At 60.7% G+C, this 17,491-nt stretch carries 15 protein-coding genes; 7 read left to right on the top strand and 8 right to left on the bottom strand.

Annotated elements, in window-relative coordinates; all coding sequences use genetic code 11:
- Positions 1 to 84: 84 nt before the first annotated feature.
- From ACCC96_RS13470 to ACCC96_RS13460, 3 genes are all read right to left on the bottom strand, one after another.
- Entirely contained in the window at positions 85 to 2,433 is a 2,349-nt protein-coding gene (locus tag ACCC96_RS13470; protein WP_019651494.1) for an FdhF/YdeP family oxidoreductase, read from the bottom strand.
- Positions 2,430 to 3,269: a formate dehydrogenase accessory sulfurtransferase FdhD gene (gene fdhD / locus ACCC96_RS13465; protein ID WP_413696066.1), complete on the bottom strand. Its 840-nt coding sequence runs from the start codon at positions 3,267 to 3,269 to the stop codon at positions 2,430 to 2,432. The genes ACCC96_RS13470 and fdhD overlap by 4 nt, the downstream gene beginning before the upstream one ends.
- Positions 3,270 to 3,363: 94 nt before the next feature.
- Complete coding sequence (locus ACCC96_RS13460; RefSeq protein WP_019581758.1) at positions 3,364 to 4,251, bottom strand: LysR family transcriptional regulator; 888 nt, start codon at positions 4,249 to 4,251, stop codon at positions 3,364 to 3,366.
- 137 nt (positions 4,252 to 4,388) lie between these two features.
- Here ACCC96_RS13460 and lysM point away from each other — a divergent pair, with 137 nt between their 5' ends.
- Complete coding sequence (gene lysM, locus ACCC96_RS13455) at positions 4,389 to 4,829, top strand: peptidoglycan-binding protein LysM (RefSeq protein WP_413696065.1); 441 nt, start codon at positions 4,389 to 4,391, stop codon at positions 4,827 to 4,829.
- A 167-nt stretch (positions 4,830 to 4,996) separates the two neighbouring features.
- On the opposite strand, the gene yrfG is transcribed toward lysM, so the two are convergent.
- Entirely contained in the window at positions 4,997 to 5,659 is a 663-nt protein-coding gene (gene yrfG / locus ACCC96_RS13450) for a GMP/IMP nucleotidase (RefSeq protein ID WP_007939517.1), read from the bottom strand.
- 90 nt (positions 5,660 to 5,749) lie between these two features.
- Between yrfG and nudE the strand changes: the two genes are divergently transcribed.
- Together nudE and cysQ are read left to right on the top strand one after the other, a co-directional pair.
- Positions 5,750 to 6,316: an ADP compounds hydrolase NudE gene (gene nudE, locus ACCC96_RS13445; protein ID WP_018929298.1), complete on the top strand. Its 567-nt coding sequence runs from the start codon at positions 5,750 to 5,752 to the stop codon at positions 6,314 to 6,316.
- Positions 6,313 to 7,146, top strand: a complete 834-nt coding sequence (gene cysQ / locus ACCC96_RS13440) for a 3'(2'),5'-bisphosphate nucleotidase CysQ (RefSeq protein WP_019651490.1) — start codon at positions 6,313 to 6,315, stop codon at positions 7,144 to 7,146. Before nudE ends, cysQ begins: the two co-directional genes overlap by 4 nt.
- 109 nt (positions 7,147 to 7,255) lie before the next feature.
- Here the strand turns inward: cysQ and ACCC96_RS13435 are convergent, their stop codons facing one another.
- The 4 genes from ACCC96_RS13435 to rfbC all read right to left on the bottom strand — a co-directional run bounded on the left by ACCC96_RS13435 (position 7,256) and on the right by rfbC (position 11,603).
- Positions 7,256 to 7,711: a thioesterase domain-containing protein gene (locus ACCC96_RS13435; RefSeq protein ID WP_413696064.1), complete on the bottom strand. Its 456-nt coding sequence runs from the start codon at positions 7,709 to 7,711 to the stop codon at positions 7,256 to 7,258.
- 40 nt (positions 7,712 to 7,751) lie between these two features.
- A complete protein-coding gene (locus ACCC96_RS13430) occupies positions 7,752 to 9,146 on the bottom strand; it encodes a sigma-54-dependent transcriptional regulator (RefSeq protein ID WP_018929295.1) in 1,395 nt (464 codons plus the stop codon).
- The gene (locus ACCC96_RS13425) at positions 9,143 to 10,951 is read right to left on the bottom strand and encodes a sensor histidine kinase (RefSeq protein WP_258671988.1); all 1,809 of its coding nucleotides are present in this window, start codon (positions 10,949 to 10,951) and stop codon (positions 9,143 to 9,145) included. Before ACCC96_RS13425 ends, ACCC96_RS13430 begins: the two co-directional genes overlap by 4 nt.
- A 106-nt stretch (positions 10,952 to 11,057) precedes the next feature.
- Positions 11,058 to 11,603: a dTDP-4-dehydrorhamnose 3,5-epimerase gene (gene rfbC / locus ACCC96_RS13420; protein ID WP_413696063.1), complete on the bottom strand. Its 546-nt coding sequence runs from the start codon at positions 11,601 to 11,603 to the stop codon at positions 11,058 to 11,060.
- Positions 11,604 to 11,784: 181 nt separating this feature from the next.
- Here rfbC and ACCC96_RS13415 point away from each other — a divergent pair, with 181 nt between their 5' ends.
- From ACCC96_RS13415 to ACCC96_RS13400, 4 genes are all read left to right on the top strand, one after another.
- Entirely contained in the window at positions 11,785 to 14,697 is a 2,913-nt protein-coding gene (locus tag ACCC96_RS13415; RefSeq protein WP_413696062.1) for an aminotransferase, read from the top strand.
- A gap of 208 nt (positions 14,698 to 14,905) precedes the next feature.
- Positions 14,906 to 15,784 (top strand): N-carbamoylputrescine amidase, encoded by an 879-nt coding sequence (gene aguB / locus ACCC96_RS13410; protein ID WP_019581765.1) that lies wholly within the window; start codon positions 14,906 to 14,908, stop codon positions 15,782 to 15,784.
- Between the two features lie 4 nt (positions 15,785 to 15,788).
- Entirely contained in the window at positions 15,789 to 16,895 is a 1,107-nt protein-coding gene (aguA, locus tag ACCC96_RS13405; protein ID WP_258671993.1) for an agmatine deiminase, read from the top strand.
- 246 nt (positions 16,896 to 17,141) lie between these two features.
- The gene (locus ACCC96_RS13400; RefSeq protein ID WP_018929289.1) at positions 17,142 to 17,354 is read left to right on the top strand and encodes a hypothetical protein; all 213 of its coding nucleotides are present in this window, start codon (positions 17,142 to 17,144) and stop codon (positions 17,352 to 17,354) included.
- Positions 17,355 to 17,491 lie beyond the last annotated feature (137 nt).

The raw sequence follows: 17,491 nt of genomic DNA, 5'->3' as shown, positions 1-17,491 counted from the left end.
AGATCGCAGCCTTCGGCAGCTCCTACGCGGGATATGCGTTTCCTCTGTAGGAGCTGCCGAAGGCTGCGATCTTTTGATTTTGCGTTAAGCTGACTTGGCCATGATCAGCCCCGTCTCACTCGCCGCTTCCAGCCTGATCGCCACAAACTTCGACGTCGGCGTATGGCTGCCATCCCCGGTGCTTTCCAGCGGCACCAGCGGGTTCACTTCCGGATAGTAAGCGGCCGCTTGCCCGGCAGGAATATCAAACGCCAGAAGAGTAAAGCCTTTCACCCGCCGCTCTCGGCCATCATCCCAGATCGACACGATGTCAGCCTTCTGCCCCGGTTTGAAGCCCAGGCGAATGATGTCGGCTTCATTGACGAACAACACATCCCGCTGACCTTTCACCCCGCGATAACGATCATCAAGACCATAAATGGTGGTGTTGTACTGATCATGGGAGCGCATCGACTGCATGATCAGGTCCGGCAGTACGCCGGTGGCGCGGGTGCGTTCGTGCACCAGGTCTTTGGGCAGGATGTTCGGACGGAAATTGGCCCGACCCGATGGGGTATTCCAGCGACGTGCGCCGGCACTGCTGCCCAGATAGAAACCGCCTGGGTTCTGGACTTTCTCGTTGAAGTCCCGAAAGCCCGGGATGGTGTCGGCAATCAGGTCGCGGATACGGCTGTAATCCGCTACCAGCCAGTTCCAGTCCACCGGTTTGCTGCCCAGGGTCGCGGCGGCGATACCGGCGATGATTGCAGGCTCCGAGCGCATCAGGTTTGACAACGGCTGCAACTGACCGTTGGAGGCGTGGACCATACTGAAGGAGTCTTCCACGGTCACCGCTTGGGCGCCTTCGGTCTGGATATCGATATCGGTGCGGCCCAGGCACGGCAGGATCAGCGCGTCTTTACCGTGGATCAAATGGCTGCGGTTGAGCTTGGTGCTGATCTGCACGGTCAGGTCGCAGTTGCTCAGGGCCTGGAAAGTCCGCGAGCTGTCCGGGGTGGCTTGGGCGAAGTTGCCGCCCAGGCCGATGAAGACTTTCGAACGGCCTTCGGCCATGGCGTGAATCGCCTCGATCACGTTGTGGCCGTTTTCGCGCGGCACCTTGAACTGGAAGCGCCGCTCCAGGGAGTCGAGGAACGCCGCCGGCGGACGTTCGTTGATGCCCATTGTCCGGTCGCCCTGCACGTTACTGTGGCCACGCACCGGGCATAGACCTGCACCCGGCCGGCCGATGTTGCCGCGCAGCAGCATCAGGTTGGCGATTTCCTGGATGGTCGCCACCGAATGGCGATGCTGAGTGATGCCCATCGCCCAGCACATGATCACGTTCTTGCCTTTGGCGTACATGCGCGCCGCTTGCTCGACTTCCACCAGGGACAGGCCGGACTGCTCAACGATCTGCTCCCACGAGGTGTCGTCGACGATGCCGAGGTATTCCAAGACGTTGGCGCTGTGTTCATTGAGGAAGTCGTGGTCGAACACCGCAGGCTCACCCGCCTTCTGCGCATCGCGCTCCCATTGCAGCAGGAACTTGGCCATGCCGCGCATGATCGCCATGTCGCCGCCCAATGCCGGACGGAAGTACGCGGTGTTGGTCGGCTTGTCGCCGTTGGTGAGCATTTCGATCGGGTGTTGCGGGTGCTGGAAGCGTTCCAGGCCACGCTCTTTCAGCGGGTTGATGCACACCACCTGCGCACCGCGTTTCACCGCTTCGCGCAGTGGCTCGAGCATCCGCGGGTGGTTGGTGCCAGGGTTTTGGCCCCAGACAAAAATTGCATCTGCATGTTCGAAATCGTCGAAGGTCACGGTGCCTTTGCCGACTCCGACGCTTTGGGCCAATGCCACACCGCTGGCTTCGTGGCACATGTTCGAGCAGTCGGGGAAATTGTTGGTGCCATAGGCGCGCACGAACAATTGATAGAGGAACGCCGCTTCGTTGCTGGCACGGCCCGAGGTGTAGAACTCGGCCTGATTCGGGCTCGACAGCCCTTGCAGGTGTTTGCCGATCAGGGCGAAGGCGGCTTCCCAGCTGATTGGTTTGTAACGATCGGTTTCAGCGTCGTAGCTCAGCGGCTCGGTCAGACGGCCCTGGTACTCGAGCCAATAATCACTTTGTTCCAGCAACGAGCTAACGCTGTGCTTGGCGAAAAACGCGCCATCGACACGCCGTTTGGTCGCTTCCCAGTTCACTGCTTTGGCGCCGTTCTCGCAGAACGCCACCATGCCGGCTTCCTTAGAATCGCCCCAGGCGCAACCGGGGCAGTCGAACCCGCCGTTCTTGTTGGTCTTGAGCATCATGCGCAGATTTTTCAACGCGTTGTCGCTGGTCAACCAGGCCCGGGCGACGCTGGCCAGCGCGCCCCAGCCACCGGCCGGTCCTTTATAAGGCTTGTAACGTGGAACGGGTTTCTGGTCGGCTTGTTGGTGTTGGCTCACGCTTGATTCTCCGTCGCGGGGCTGTAGACCCGCGGCGCACTTTTTTGCGGCAGGTGGATGAGATTGAGGTTGTGTCGACGGGCCCATTGCACGGCCAGGCCCGTGGGCGACGACAGGCTGACCAGGGTCTGGATGCCGGCGCGTAGAACTTTCTGGATCAATTCGAGGCTGCAACGGCTGGTGACAATCGCCAGACCATCGGTGGTCGGAATCTTCTGGCGGATCAACCCACCGATCAGCTTATCGAGGGCGTTGTGTCGACCGATGTCTTCACGGCCCAGCAGCAATTCGCCTCTGCCATTCATGAACACCGCCGCATGCACCGCGCCGCAATGCTGGCCCAAAGGCTGGAATTCGCCGATGCGATGGCGCAGGCCGTCCAGCCATTCGGCCGGGGGCAGCGGGGCGCCGGGCAGCACCTTGAGATCGGGCAGCGCTTGCTCCACCGCTTCCACGCCACAGAGCCCGCAACCGCTGGTGCCGGCCAGTTGCCGGCGCTGCTGCTTGAGGTTCCAGAAGGCGCGGTTGGCGATGGTCACTTGCGCGTATTGCGCCGAACCCGAGCCGCTGAGTTGCAGGTCATAGATGTCTGAAGCGTCTTCGATGATGCCGCTGCCGAGGCTGAAGCCGACGATGAAGTCTTCAAGGTCCGTCGGCGTCACCAACATGACGGCCTGGCTGATGCCGTTGTAGGCGATCGCCAACGCGACTTCTTCAGCCAGCGCGGTGCTGGATGATTCGGAGTATCCAAGGTTGCAGTAACTGTATGTCTGGCTTGCGGCGGGCGCGGGCGTTTCGAGAGCGGGCGCCGCGCAGCCGGGGCGCTTGGCGTTCATTAGGCATCACCGACGGTTTGGTCAGCTTTAAGCCTAGGCGTGTCAACATGTCACGTCTAATCGCTATTACTGATCTACCGATAGATGGCGTCGATCAAGAGTCTGTCAGTGATTTCTGATAGATCGCAAAACAGGCTTCTGCCAAGGCCGAACGCGGAGCACTGCGACGCATGATCAGCCCCAGCCGGGCGAGGGTCTGGGCGCTTTCGATGGGTTGCAGGCGCAAGTGATCAGTGAGGTTTTCGAGGCCGCTGTTCAGCGGCATCACCGCGCAGCACAGGCCACCGTGTACCGCTTGTAACAATTGGTGGACTGCATCGGTTTGCAGCAACGGCTGTGGGGTCAGGCCACGGCTGTGGAAGTTATGGTCGATGGACTGGCGAAAATGCATGCCGCTGGTGAGCATGCCCATGGGCAGTTCGATCAGCGACTCCCAGCTCAGTGGCGTCTCGCCGAAACTGAAGAAGCGTTGATCGTAGAGCAGGCCCATGTGGGTTTCGCTGAACGCCAGGGAGTCGAAGCGCTCGCCGTCCAGATGCTCCAGGTACGATACGCCGAGGTCGAGACGGTTATTCGCCAGTTGTTCAAGGATCTGTTCGGAACTCAGGGCCGAGAGTTCGAACCGCAGGTTCGGGTGTGCGGCGTGCAGGCGTTGCATCAGCGGCACCGGGTCGAAACTCGACAGCGGCACCACCCCCAGACGCAACGTGCCCACGAGGTTGCCGCGACAGGCCGCCGCTTCGGCCTGCAAACCGTCGTAGGCCGCCAGCACCGTACGTGCCCATGCCAGCACGCGCTCACCCGGTGCAGTGAAACCTTCGAAGCGTTGGCCGCGATTGACCAGCGGCAGCTCGAGTTCTTCCTCAAGGCTGCGCAGGCGCATGGACAAGGTCGGCTGGGTGATGTGACAGCGCGCGGCGGCCTGGCCGAAGTGTCGGGTTTCGTCGAGAGCGATGAGGAATTTCAGCTGCTTGATGTCCATCTTCGCTCCAGGGCGCCGGCAAGGTTTGCGATTCTACCGCCTGCGCGGGGTTGGGTCATTGGTCGGCTGGGAACCGGTCTTCAAACGACTGGTCTAGTCTTGGGCGTCTGGAACCCAAATCCCAAGGAGCGTGCACCATGAGTATTTTGAGCTTTGTGAAAGAAGCAGGTGAAAAACTTATTGATCTGCTGACACCTGGCAATGCCAACGCCAGCGAGCAGCTGAAGGCACACATCAGCAAGGTCGGCTTGGGTAACCCGAATGTTCAGGCGACCATCGATGGCGACAAAGTCACCGTCACCGGTGAAGTGGCAAGTCAGGAAGAGAAGGAAAAGATTCTGTTGGCCGTGGGCAATATTGCCGGTGTCGGTAGTGTCGATGACCAGATCACCGTAACGGGGCCGGTTGCCAAGGCAGCGCAGTTCGTCACCGTTAAAAAGGGCGACACCCTCAGCGCGATTTCCAAGGCGGCATACGGCGACGCGAACAAGTACAACAAAATCTTTGAAGCCAACAAACCAATGCTTTCGCACCCGGACAAGATCTATCCGGGGCAGGTGTTGCGGATTCCTGAATAACACAGAACCTGTGGCGAGGGAGCTTGTCGGATCGCCGCACCGTCCCGCTCGGCTGCGCAGCAGTCGCAATCTGGCCAATGCACCTTTCTGAGGGAACTCAGCCAGATTGGGAGCGCTTCGCACTCCAGCGGGAGCAAACTCCCTCGCCACAACGACCGCGTCAGACTCTAAAGCCCTGCGATGAGCTCCCGATAATCCCCCACCGCCGCAAACTCTGCCGTGTCCTTCGGCCCTTTGCGGCTGTCCGGCTCGCTCACGGCCAGCAGATGCGCCACACCAAAGTTGCGTGCGCTGCGCAGGATCGGCAAGGTGTCGTCGATGAACAGACAGCGTGCCGGGTCGAAGCCGATATCGGCCTGCAAGGCATCCCAGAACTGCGGGTCTTCTTTGGCGAAACCGTAATCGTGAGAGCTGATCAAGCGCTCGAAATAAGGCGCCAGTTCAATTCTTTCCAGTTTCAATGACAACGAATCGCGGTGGGCGTTGGTGATCAGTACCACGCGCTTGCCGGCCTGTTTTATCGCTGCCAGAAAAGTGTCCGCATCCGGACGCAAGGCGATCAGGTGCGCGGTTTCCAGTTTCAGTTCGCGTACCGACAACTTCAGTTCGGCGCTCCAGAAGTCCAGGCAATACCACTGCAACTGACCGGCATGGCGCTCGAACAGTGGCTGCAATTCCAGCTCCGCCATGGCCAGGCTCACCCCGTGCAACTCGGCATAACGCTTTGGCAGGTGTTCCAGCCAGAAATGGTTGTCGTAGTGCAGGTCCAGCAGCGTGCCGTCCATGTCCAGCAGAACGGTATCGATGTCGCGCCAGGGCAGCAGGGACATAAAAAACTTCTCCAGCGGTAAAAAAGATATCCGAGGTAAACAATCAGGATAGGCCGGGTATAGTAACGCGTTCACGCCAAGGAGCTTCCCATGCGCCAGAAACCCACCATACTCGCCCGCGAAATCGTCGCCACCAGCCGATTATTCTGTGTCGAAGAGCTGAAATTGCGCTTTTCCAATGGCGTGGAGCGCACTTACGAGCGATTGGTCGGCAAAGGCGCTGGTTATGGTGCGGTGATGATCGTGGCGATGCTCGACGCGGACCACGCCGTGTTGGTGGAGGAATACTGCGGTGGCACCGATGCCTACGAATTGTCCCTCCCCAAAGGCTTGATCGAGCCGGGCGAAGACGTGCTGGCGGCGGCCGAGCGGGAGCTCAAGGAAGAGGCCGGGTATGGCGCGCGGCAACTGGAGCACCTGACCGAGTTGTCGTTGTCACCTGGCTACATGAGCCAGAAAATCCAGGTGGTGCTGGCCACCGATTTGTACGAAGAACGCCTGGAGGGTGACGAGCCCGAGCCGATGGGGATGGACAAGATCAACCTGCGGGAATTGTCGGCGTTGGCGCAGAACCCGCGATTCACCGAGGGCCGTGCCTTGGCGGCGCTGTATCTGGCCCGTGATCTGTTGACTCAGCGTGGGGTGTTCCTGCCATGAAGTTGAATTTTCCCCATCCGTTGATGGCACCGGTGGTAGAACTGGCATTGAAGGCTGGCGAGGCGATCCTGCCGTTCTGGCGCGTCAACGTTGCCGTGACGGCAAAGTCCGATGATTCCCCGGTCACAGCTGCCGACATGGCCGCTCACCATGTGATTCTTGCCGGGTTGACGGCGCTGGACCCGACTATTCCGGTGCTGTCCGAAGAGGATGCCAACATCCCCCAGAGCGTGCGTGCCGGCTGGCAGCGTTGGTGGTTGGTCGACCCACTGGACGGCACTAAGGAGTTCATCTCCGGCAGCGAAGAGTTCACCGTGAACATTGCGCTGATCGAGCAGGGGCGTGTGGTGTTCGGCGTGGTGTCGATGCCGACCAGCGGGCGTTTTTATGTAGGCGGTGCCGGGCTGGGTGCCTGGCGCGGCGATAAAGGCGCCGAGCCGTTGCCAATTCAGGTTCGCGAGGTGCCGGCTGCGGGTGAAGCCTTCACGGTGGTCGCCAGTCGTCGTCATTCGAGCCCTGAGCAGGAGCGCTTACTGGCGGGGTTGAGTGACAGTCTGGGCGAGCTGCAACTGGCGAATATCGGCAGCTCGCTGAAGTTTTGCCTGCTGGCGGAAGGGGCTGCGGATTGTTATCCGCGATTGGCGCCGACTTCGCAGTGGGACACGGCCGCGGCTCAAGGTGTGCTGGAAGGCGCCGGCGGTGAGGTGCTGGATTTGAGCGGCGCGCCGTTCTGTTATCCGGCGCGGGAATCGTTGCTGAATGAGTTCTTCCTGGCGCTGCCGGCTAAAGCGGCATGGCGGGAGAAACTATTGGCGCTCGCTCGGGCGTAAAGATCAAGAGATCGCAGCCTCGTTTCACTCGACAGATCCTACAGGGGGCGCGCTTCTCTGTAGGAGCTGTCGAGTGCAACGAGGCTGCGATCTTTTAAGATCGTTTGCTTTACCGGTGAAGGACGTATTGCCCGGTAAACCTCACCGCATCCTCATCACTCCCGGTATTCACGATCCGCGAATGCAGCGTCAACCGCGCTCGCCCATAGCGTCGATACATCGCCAGGAACTTCCTCCACACCGTCGCACTCGGTGTCTGGCAAATCGCTGTCGCGTCCATGGTGACCGGCAGCGGGTAGTTGATCTGCCCTTCCTGAATCACGATGTGCCCGTCTTCGATGCCTTCTTCACGCAAACGCAAATGCAGCCAGCCCCAGCCGGCCAGCACCGCGCCGCAATACAGGCTGCCACCGAACATGGTGCTCTTGTGATTGACGTTGGGCGCAAGCGGCAGATGCAGGCGCAGTTGTTGGTCGTGCCAGTCGAGCACTTTGAGGCCCATGTCCCGCGTGAGGGGGATGTCGCGATAGAGGATCGATTCCAGGTGACGACTGTCGCGGTTCATTCGCGGGCCTTTTGTTTGATGAGGATGATTTTACGGTAGCTCAATCGAGGTCGTCGGTATGGCTGCTGGTGCCGCCATCGGCGAAGTTCAGGCCATGCTTGCGCAGCTTGTCGTGCAGGGTTTTGCGCGGAATGCCGAGGGCTTCGGCGAGGCTGCGCACGGAGCTGTGCGAGCGCGCCAGTTCGGCGGCAATCAGGCTTTTCTCGAAGTTCTCGACTTGCTCGCTCAAGCCGCCGCTGACCACTTCAACCGTGGTGCCGACACCGCCATCCGGCGCACTGTTGTCCAGTGCCAGCTCCAGGCCCAGGGCAAAGCGCTCGGCGGCGTTCTGCAGTTCTCGCACGTTACCTGGCCAGCTGTGACGCAGCAGCAGCGCCCGTTGCCCCGGTTGCAGTTCGTGGGGCGGCAAGCCGTGGCGGGCGCTGGCTTCGTCAGCGAAATGCTGGAACAGCACCAGCGCATCTTCGCCCCGTTCGCGCAGTGGCGGAATGCGCAACGGCGCAACGTTCAGGCGGTAATACAGGTCGGCACGGAAGCGCCCCTGATCGGCGGATTGCCGCAGGTCTTCCTTGGTCGCGGCGATGATGCGGATGTCCAGCGGGATCAACTGATTGCCGCCCAGGCGTTCGACGACCCGCTCTTGCAGCAAACGCAGTAATTTCACCTGCACGTCCAGGCTCATGCTTTCGATTTCATCGAGGAACAACGTGCCGCCGTTGGCGAATTCGAACTTGCCGATGCGGCGCTTCTGCGCGCCGGTAAACGCGCCCGGTTCATGACCGAACAGCTCGCTTTCTACCACCGACTCGGCCAGGGCCCCGGCGTTGATTGCCACGAACGGGCCGTTACGCCGACTCGACAAGTCGTGCAGCGCGCGGGCCACCACTTCTTTGCCCGCACCGGTTTCACCGAGGATCAGCACGTCGGCCTTGGTCGCCGCCAGTGCCCCGATCTGCTCGCGCAGGCGCAGCATCGGCGCCGATTGCCCGACCAGTCGAGCGCTCAGTTCGTTGCGATCACTGAGGGCCAGACGCAGGCTGCGGTTGTCCAGCACCAGACGGCGCAGGGCCAGGGCGCGACGTACGCTGTCGAGCAGGGCGTCGCTGGCGAAAGGTTTTTCCAGAAAGTCATAAGCCCCGGCGCGCATGGCTTGCACCGCCAGGGGGACATCGCCGTGGCCGGTGATCAACAGCACGGGCAGTTCCGGGTCCTGGGCGTGGAGTTCGGTCAGCAGTTCGAGGCCGTCCATGCCCGGCATGCGGATGTCACTGACCACCACGCCCGGCCAGTCGCGTTCCAGTTGCCCGGCCAGGCCCTTGGCTTCAGCGAGCGGCAGGATCTTCAGGCCGGCCAGGTCCAGGGTCTGGCTCAGGGCCTGGCGCAGGTGGGGATCGTCGTCGATCAACACGACCTGGATGCGGTTGTCGATGGTCATGCACTTCGGTCCTCGGACGGTTGCAGGCTCACACCCGGCGCGCCTGCGCGCAGCTTCAGGGTAATCAGGGCGCCGCCTTCCTTGTGGTTGGAGAACGACAGTTCACCACCGAAGGCACGCATCAGGGTGTCGCAGATCGCCAGCCCCAGACCAAGTCCCTGAGTGCGGGTCTTGGTGGTGTAGAAGGGCTCGCCGGCACGACCCAGCGCTTCCAGGCAGAACCCGGGGCCGTTGTCGCGAATGTACAGAGTGACGCCGTCGGTGGTGGATTGGGCGCTCAACCAGAGTTTACGCGGCGGGCCTTTTTCCGTCAGCGCATCGAGCGCATTGGCCAGCAGATTGCCGAGTACCTGGCGCAGACGGGTCTCCCCGGCCTCGACCCACAGGGTGGCGGCCGGCAGGTCACGGATCAGCTCGACTTCCATGCTGCGCCGGCGCTTGGCCAGTAACGCCAGGGCATCGTCCAGCGCCGGTTGCAGGGCCACGCTTTCCGGGGCGTGGCGGTCGCGCCGGGCGAAGGCGCGCAGGTGGGCGATGATCGACGCCATGCGCCCGGTCAGTTCGCTGATCAGCTTGAGGTTGCCGCGAGCATCCTCGGTGCGCTGATGATCGAGCAGCACTTCGGCGTTTTCCGCGTAGCTGCGGATTGCCGCCAGCGGTTGGTTGAGTTCATGGCTGATACTCGCCGACATTGTCCCCAACGCCGAGAGCTTGCCGGCCTGTACCAGATCATCCTGAGCGCGTACCAGTTCTTGCTGGGCGTGTTCGCGCTCCAGCACTTCCTGTTTCAGTCGACGGTTGAGGCCCTCGAGGTCGCTGGTCCGTTCGGCGACCCGGCCTTCCAGTTCCTGGCGGGCCTTGGCTTCGAAGGCGATCCGCTCCAGGTAATGGCGTCGGCGTTGCATCATCAGGCCAAGCAGCAGCATCAATACCAGCAGCGTTGCGCCGCCGATGGCCACGACTGTGCGCACGGGGCGGTCGATCAGGGTGCGTGGAGCAAGGATACTGACACTCCAGCCGGTTTCTTCGATCTGCCGGGTTTGGGTCAGCCAGGCATTGGGGTCGAGACTCAACGGCTTTGGATCGCGGGTCGGATAGGGTTGAATCGCGGCGACAGCCTTGTTCTCCTCATCACTCAATGGACGGGTCGAGCGGAAACGCCATTCTGGCCGCGACGTGAGGATGACCACACCGTTGTGATCGGTGACCAGCAGTTGTTCCGGGGTTTTGCCCCAGAGGCTTTCGGTGTGATCGAGGTCAACCTTGACCACCAACACGCCGATGATTTTTTCACGATCGTGTATCGCCGCGGCGAAGAAGTAACCGCGCTTGGCCGAGGTGGTGCCCAGGCCAAAGAAGCGCCCCAGGCGCCCGGCCATGGCTTCACTGAAATAAGGACGGAAAGAAAAATTGCGGCCGACGAAGCTGTCGTGCTTGTCCCAGTTGGAGGCCGCCAGTGTCTTGCCGGTGGTGTCCATCAGGTACATGACTTCGGCGCCGGTCTGGGCACTGATGTGTTTCAACAGACGATTGGCATTGCCTTGAATCACGCCCTCGTCGGGGGCGCCCAACGTCGCACGCAGGGCGGGCAGGTCGCCGAGAATCTGCGGCAGCACTTCATAGCGGTGCAGGGTACCCAGCAGGTTGGCGACGTAGAGGTCGAGGGTCTGACGGTTCTGCCCTGCCAGCTCGCTGCGGTAATAACGCTCGGCCAGATGCTCCAGCGGCCACAGCAAGGGTGCCAGGCACAACGCAAGCAGTGCCAGGCTGCGCCAGCGGGGTCTGCGGGGGAGGGTCGGTGTCATGAGCATCAAGCGCCTGTGGGTACAGACGCATTATGCCTAGGCTTGCGGGCGCAGTCTGCGCACCCTGGATCAAGTGCGCACTGGCGCTGAAAATTCAGACAGCAATTCAGGAAAAGACTTCAGCGTCCTTGAAGAACGCGGCGGACTGATCCTTGGCCGACAGCTGCGGTGCTTCGTCCAACTGCCAGTCGATGCCCAGATCCGGGTCGTCCCAGCGAATGCTGCGCTCGGCCGACGGTGTGTAGTAGTCGGTGGTTTTGTACAGGAACTCGGCGAAATCGCTCAGCACCACGAAACCATGGGCAAAACCTTCCGGTACCCAGAGCTGGCGATGGTTGTTGGCGGACAGGCGCACCGCGACCCATTTGCCGAAATGCGGTGAGCTGCGGCGAATGTCCACGGCCACGTCCAGCACTTCACCGACGGTGACGCGGACCAGTTTGCCCTGAGTGTTTTGCAGCTGGTAGTGCAAGCCGCGCAGTACGCCTTTTTGCGAGCGGGAATGGTTGTCCTGCACGAATCGGGTGTTCAGGCCGGTTGCTTCTTCGAAAGCCTTGGCGTTGAAGCTTTCATAGAAGAAGCCGCGCTCATCACCAAATACCTTGGGCTCGATGATCAGAACACCGGGCAGGTTGGTGGTGACCACATTCATGGTGTTTCTCCAGCAATAGGCGTTGATGGCCGACATTCTTACGCAAAGTGCCGGCAGGCGCGAGTGGGGCGGTGAAGAGAGTTGCTCACGCATTTGATTCAGGCCAACCAGGGAAGGGGGGTTGCGTATCGCCCCTGGCAGTGGCGATATAAGCGCCTAATAAAATTTCAGGGGTTGTTGTATGCCGCTCGCCACGTTGATTCACCGCGCCAGTCTGCCCAGCCCGCAAGTGTCCGCGGCGCAAGCGCTTGAGTTACTGGAAGAACATTACGGGCTGAGCGGACGGTTGCAGGCTCTTGGAAGCCAGCAGGATCTCAACTACCGCGTCGACAGCGAGCAGGGGCGTTTCGTCCTGAAAATCTGCCGTGGCGATTACTCGGTGCTGGAGCTGCAAGCCCAGCACGCAGGGCTCAAGCACTTGGCCGAACATCCCGGCGTGCAGGTGCCGCGAGTGATCCCGGCCAAAAATGGTACAGACCTGCTCTCCCTGGAGGTCGGTGGTCAAGCGGTGCATTTACGTCTGCTCGATTACATCGACGGCCAGTCCCTGACGCACCTCGACCATCTGAGCCAGGCAGTGGTCGCCGGTTTCGGTCGGCTCTGCGGCGAGATGGACCTGGCGCTGGCCGGCTTCGACCATCCTGGCCTTGAGCGCACCCTTCAATGGGACGCCCGCCACGCCAACGCGTTGATCGCGCATTTGCTGCCGGTGATCAAGGATGATCAGCAACGCAAGCTGATTGCTGAAGCGGCCGAGCAGGCCGAGCGCCATTTGCAGCCCTTGGTGGATAAGCTGCCGGTGCAGGCGATTCACATGGACATCACCGACGACAACGTGGTCTGGCAGCGAGATGCGCAGCGCCAATGGCAGTTGCAGGGTGTCATCGATTTCGGCGACCTGGTCCGAACCTGGCGGATCACCGATCTGTCGGTGACCTGTGCCGCGCTGCTGCACCATGCCGATGGCGATCCGTTCTACATTTTGCCGGCGGTTCGGGCCTATCACGCGATCAATCCGCTGCAACATGAAGAACTGCTGGCGCTCTGGCCGCTGATCGTTGCGCGCTCGGCGGTGTTGGTGCTGAGTGGCGAACAGCAGGTCAGCATTGATCCGGGCAACGAGTACAGTCGCGACAACCTGACCCATGAACGGGAGATTTTCCGCGTGGCCACATCGGTGCCGCTGGCGTTGATGGAGGCGGCGATTCTTGCCGCGGTTGGTCAAGGCCTGCCGAGCATTGGCAGCGAAGGCTTTGCGCCCTTGTTGCCGAGTCTGGTGGGGCGTGAGTTTGCCTTGATCGATCTGGGTGTCCTCAGCCCGCATTTCGAAGCGGGTAACTGGGAGCAGCAGGGGATCGATCTGCGTCTGTTGACGGAAGCCGCCGTAACTCATGGACTGGCGGCCAGTCGATATGGCCAATATCGTCTGTCCCAAACCCGACCGGACAGTGCCAGCGAACCAGACACTTTCCCATTGCATGTGGCGTTGCAAGTGCCTGACGGCACGGCGGTCGAAGCACCCTTTGCCGGGGTCATCCATATCGAAGGGGAGAGCCTGCTGCAACTGGACGGCCCAGAGCTCAGCGTCCGGTTGTGGGGTGTGACCCCATCGGTGCGTAGTGGCGCGGCATTGGTCAAAGGCCAGGTGCTGGGCTCTGTCAGCGGAGCGTTGATCGTACAGTTGTGCCGCAGTGCTCAGCTCGACGCACCGTTGTTTTGCACACCTTCGCGCGCTGCCGCCTGGCAGGCGTTGTGCCCCTCGCCGGCTGCGTTGCTGGGCCTGGCTTGCGATGCCGAAGAGGAGCTCGACCCGCAAACCTTGCTGGCCCGCCGCGATGCCAGTTTCGCCCGATCCCAGAAGCATTATTACGTCGACCCGCCGCGCATCGAGCGTGGCTGGCGCAATCACCTGATCGACATGCAGGGCCGCTCCTACCTCGACATGCTCAATAACGTTGCGGTGTTGGGTCACGGTCATCCGCGCATGGCCGCCGTCGCCGGCCGTCAATGGTCGTTGCTCAACACCAACTCGCGTTTTCACTACGCAGCGATTGCCGAGTTTTCCGAGCGCTTGCTGAAGCTGGCACCGGACAACATGGACCGGGTATTCCTGGTCAACAGCGGCACCGAGGCCAATGACCTGGCGATTCGCCTGGCCTGGGCCTACAGCGGCGGCCGCGACATGCTCAGTGTGCTGGAGGCGTATCACGGCTGGTCGGTGGCGGCGGATGCGGTCTCGACCTCGATTGCCGACAACCCCAAGGCCTTGAGCAGTCGTCCCGATTGGGTGCACCCGGTGACCGCGCCGAACACCTATCGCGGCGAATTCCGTGGCCCGGACAGCGCGCCGGACTACGTGCGCAGCGTCGAACACAACCTGGCGAAAATCGCCGGGCAGAAACGCCAACTCGCCGGTTTCATCTGCGAGCCCGTGTACGGCAATGCCGGTGGCATCTCGCTACCGCCGGGCTATTTGAAGCAGGTCTATGCGCTGGTCCGTGCTCAGGGCGGGGTGTGCATCGCCGATGAGGTGCAGGTCGGTTACGGCCGCATGGGTAAATTTTTCTGGGGTTTTGAAGAGCAGGGCGTGGTGCCCGACATCATCACCATGGCCAAAGGCATGGGTAACGGCCAGCCGTTGGGCGCCGTCATTACCCGTCGGGAGATTGCCGAAGCGCTGGAGGCCGAGGGCTACTTCTTCTCGTCGGCGGGTGGCAGCCCGGTCAGTTGCCGGATCGGCATGGCGGTGCTGGATGTGATGGAAGAAGAAAAACTTTGGGAAAACGCCCAGGTCGTGGGCGGGTACTTCAAGGAACGTCTTGAAGCCTTGATCGACCGGCATCCGTTGGTGGGGGCAGTGCATGGTTCCGGCTTCTATCTGGGCGTGGAGTTGGTCCGCAATCGCGAAACCCTTGAACCGGCGCCCGAAGAGACCACGGCGTTGTGCGATCGCCTTCGTGAGTTGGGAATTTTCATGCAGCCGACGGGTGATTACCTGAACATCCTCAAGATCAAGCCGCCGATGGTCACGTCGCGGCAGAGTGTGGACTTCTTTGTGGACATGCTGTCGAAGGTGCTGGGCGAAGGTTTGTAGGCAGCTCGTAGAGGTTGTAAATGTCGATTGTTATCGGGAATTTTTGAGGTTATTTAGAGGTGGTGGATATTTATTGCTTTTAAAGCCGATTTTTATCGACTATAAAGTCACCACTGCCCACGGTGTGGACGAACCACGCCCGGTGATTCCCGTTCTGTCATCGGTCGATGCCACACTGACCCTCAAGCACTTGCCCAGGAGATGATTCATGAGTCGTATCGTTACCGTCGCCGCCACCCAGATGGCTTGTTCCTGGGACCTTGAAGCCAACATCGAGACCGCTGAAAAGCTGGTCCGTGAGGCAGCGGCCAAAGGTGCGCAAATCATCCTGATCCAGGAACTGTTCGAGGCTCCGTACTTCTGCCAGAAGCCGAACCCGGACTACCTGCAACTGGCCACGACGGTAGAAGACAACGTTGCCATCAAGCACTTCCAGAAAGTCGCCAAGGAACTGCAAGTGGTGCTGCCGATCAGCTTCTACGAATTGGCCGGTCGCGCGCGCTTCAACAGCATCGCGATCATCGATGCCGACGGCAGCAACCTCGGGATTTATCGTAAAAGCCACATCCCGGATGGCCCTGGCTACCACGAAAAGTACTACTTCAACCCGGGCGATACCGGTTTCAAAGTGTGGAACACCCGTTACGCGAAAATCGGCGTGGGCATCTGCTGGGATCAGTGGTTCCCTGAGTGCGCCCGCAGCATGGCGCTGCAAGGCGCGGAAATTCTGTTCTACCCGACTGCCATTGGCAGTGAGCCGCACGACAAGACCATTTCGTCCCGTGACCACTGGCAGCGCGTGCAACAGGGCCATGCCGGTGCCAACCTGATGCCGCTGATCGCCAGCAACCGCATCGGCAATGAAGAGCAGGACGGCTACGACATTACCTTCTACGGCTCGTCGTTCATCGCCAACCAGTTTGGCGAGAAGGTCCAAGAGCTGAACAAAACCGAAGAAGGCATTCTGGTTCACAGCTTCGACCTCGATGAGCTGGAGCACATTCGCAGCGCCTGGGGTTCGTTCCGCGACCGTCGTCCGAACCTGTACGGCGCGATCAAAACCCTCGACGGTTCCCTGGAGTCCTGAAGCCATGACCACTTTGAACAGCACCCCTCGCGCCGACGGCTTTTACATGCCTGCCGAGTGGGCGCCCCAAACCCAGACCTGGATGGTCTGGCCCGAGCGTCCGGACAACTGGCGCCTGGGTGGCAAACCGGCGCAAGCCGCGCATGTCGCAGTGGCCAAGGCCATCGCGCGTTTCGAACCGGTGACCGTAGCGGTCTCCGCTGGCCAGTACGAAAATGCCCGCGCCCGTCTCGACGTGCCGAATATTCGTGTGGTGGAGATGTCCAGCGACGACGCCTGGGTTCGGGATACCGGCCCGACGTTCGTCATCAATAACAGCGGCGAAGTCCGTGGCGTGGATTGGGACTTCAATGCGTGGGGCGGTTTCGACGGTGGTTTGTATTCGCCGTGGAACCGTGACTCGCAGGTGGCGGGCAAGATCCTCGAAATCGAGCGCAGCCCACGCTACCGCACCGAGGGTTTTGTGCTCGAAGGCGGCTCGATTCATGTCGATGGCGAAGGCACCCTGATCACCACCGAAGAGTGCCTGCTCAACCGCAATCGCAATCCGCACATGAGCCGTGAGCAAATCGAAGCGGTGCTCAGCGCAAATCTGGCTGTGGATAAGATCATCTGGCTGCCGGACGGTTTGTTCAACGACGAAACCGACGGCCATGTGGATAACTTCTGCTGCTACGTGCGTCCAGGTGAAGTGTTGCTGGCCTGGACCGACGACCCGCAGGACCCGAACTTCCCGCGCTGCCAGGCGGCCATGAACGTGCTGCAAAACAGCACCGATGCCAAGGGGCGCTCGTTCACGGTGCACAAAATGCCGATTCCGGGGCCGCTGTATGCGACCGAAGAAGAGTGCGCAGGTGTGGACCCGGTGGACGGCACTCAGGAGCGCAATCCGACCGTGCGTCTGGCCGGCTCTTATGTGAACTTCCTGATCGTCAACGGCGGGATCATCGCGCCAAGCTTCGATGACCCACTGGACGGGCCGGCCAAAGAGATTTTGCAGAACCTGTTCCCGCAGCACGAAGTCGTCATGGTGCCGGGGCGCGAACTGTTACTTGGGGGCGGTAACATTCATTGCCTTACCCAACAACAGCCCGCTCCGCACAAAGAGTGAGTGAGGTCGTAACAGCTTGAGTTGATTGAAAAATCGATTGAGCAACGGTTTAGCCTCTTCGTTTTGCACAAAGCCCGCAGCCCATCAGGACTGCGGGCTTTTTTTGTATCCACTTATCGACACTTCGAAAACATTGGCATAGCTCTTGTATCTTCGAAGGCGCAACACGGGGAGGGAGAGAACTTCGATGTTCTGTCATAAACCTTGGATAAGTTAGCCGCTCACAAACCAGGAGAGAGCGCTGAGATGAACGCCGAAATGAACGTAGTGGGCGAGCGGGCACTGCATCCCCTGGCAGTTAACAGCGAATCGCTTCAAGTCCTGGCACAGTGGTTGAAGTCCAATGGAACGCGTCAGATCAGAGAACCTGATCCGCGCCGGATGATGATCGAGCGCTATCCCGCTGGTTTATTCAGCGAGGCGGAACTGGAAGCATTGTGGGATGTGATGGAAGGATAAGAAGAAAAACAACGGATTGATAAAGGCGCTGCCGGGAAGGCGGCGCTTTTTTATGCCCGTTGCTTCGTCCTGAATAAGGTTTACACCTTCTGGCTTCTTATCAGGAAGGTGCAATGGATACGGGCACAAAACGCAGT

Source organism: Pseudomonas sp. Pseusp11, from assembly GCF_047304405.1.
Lineage (GTDB): Bacteria > Pseudomonadota > Gammaproteobacteria > Pseudomonadales > Pseudomonadaceae > Aquipseudomonas.
This window is presented reverse-complemented; position numbering and strand designations above follow the sequence as displayed.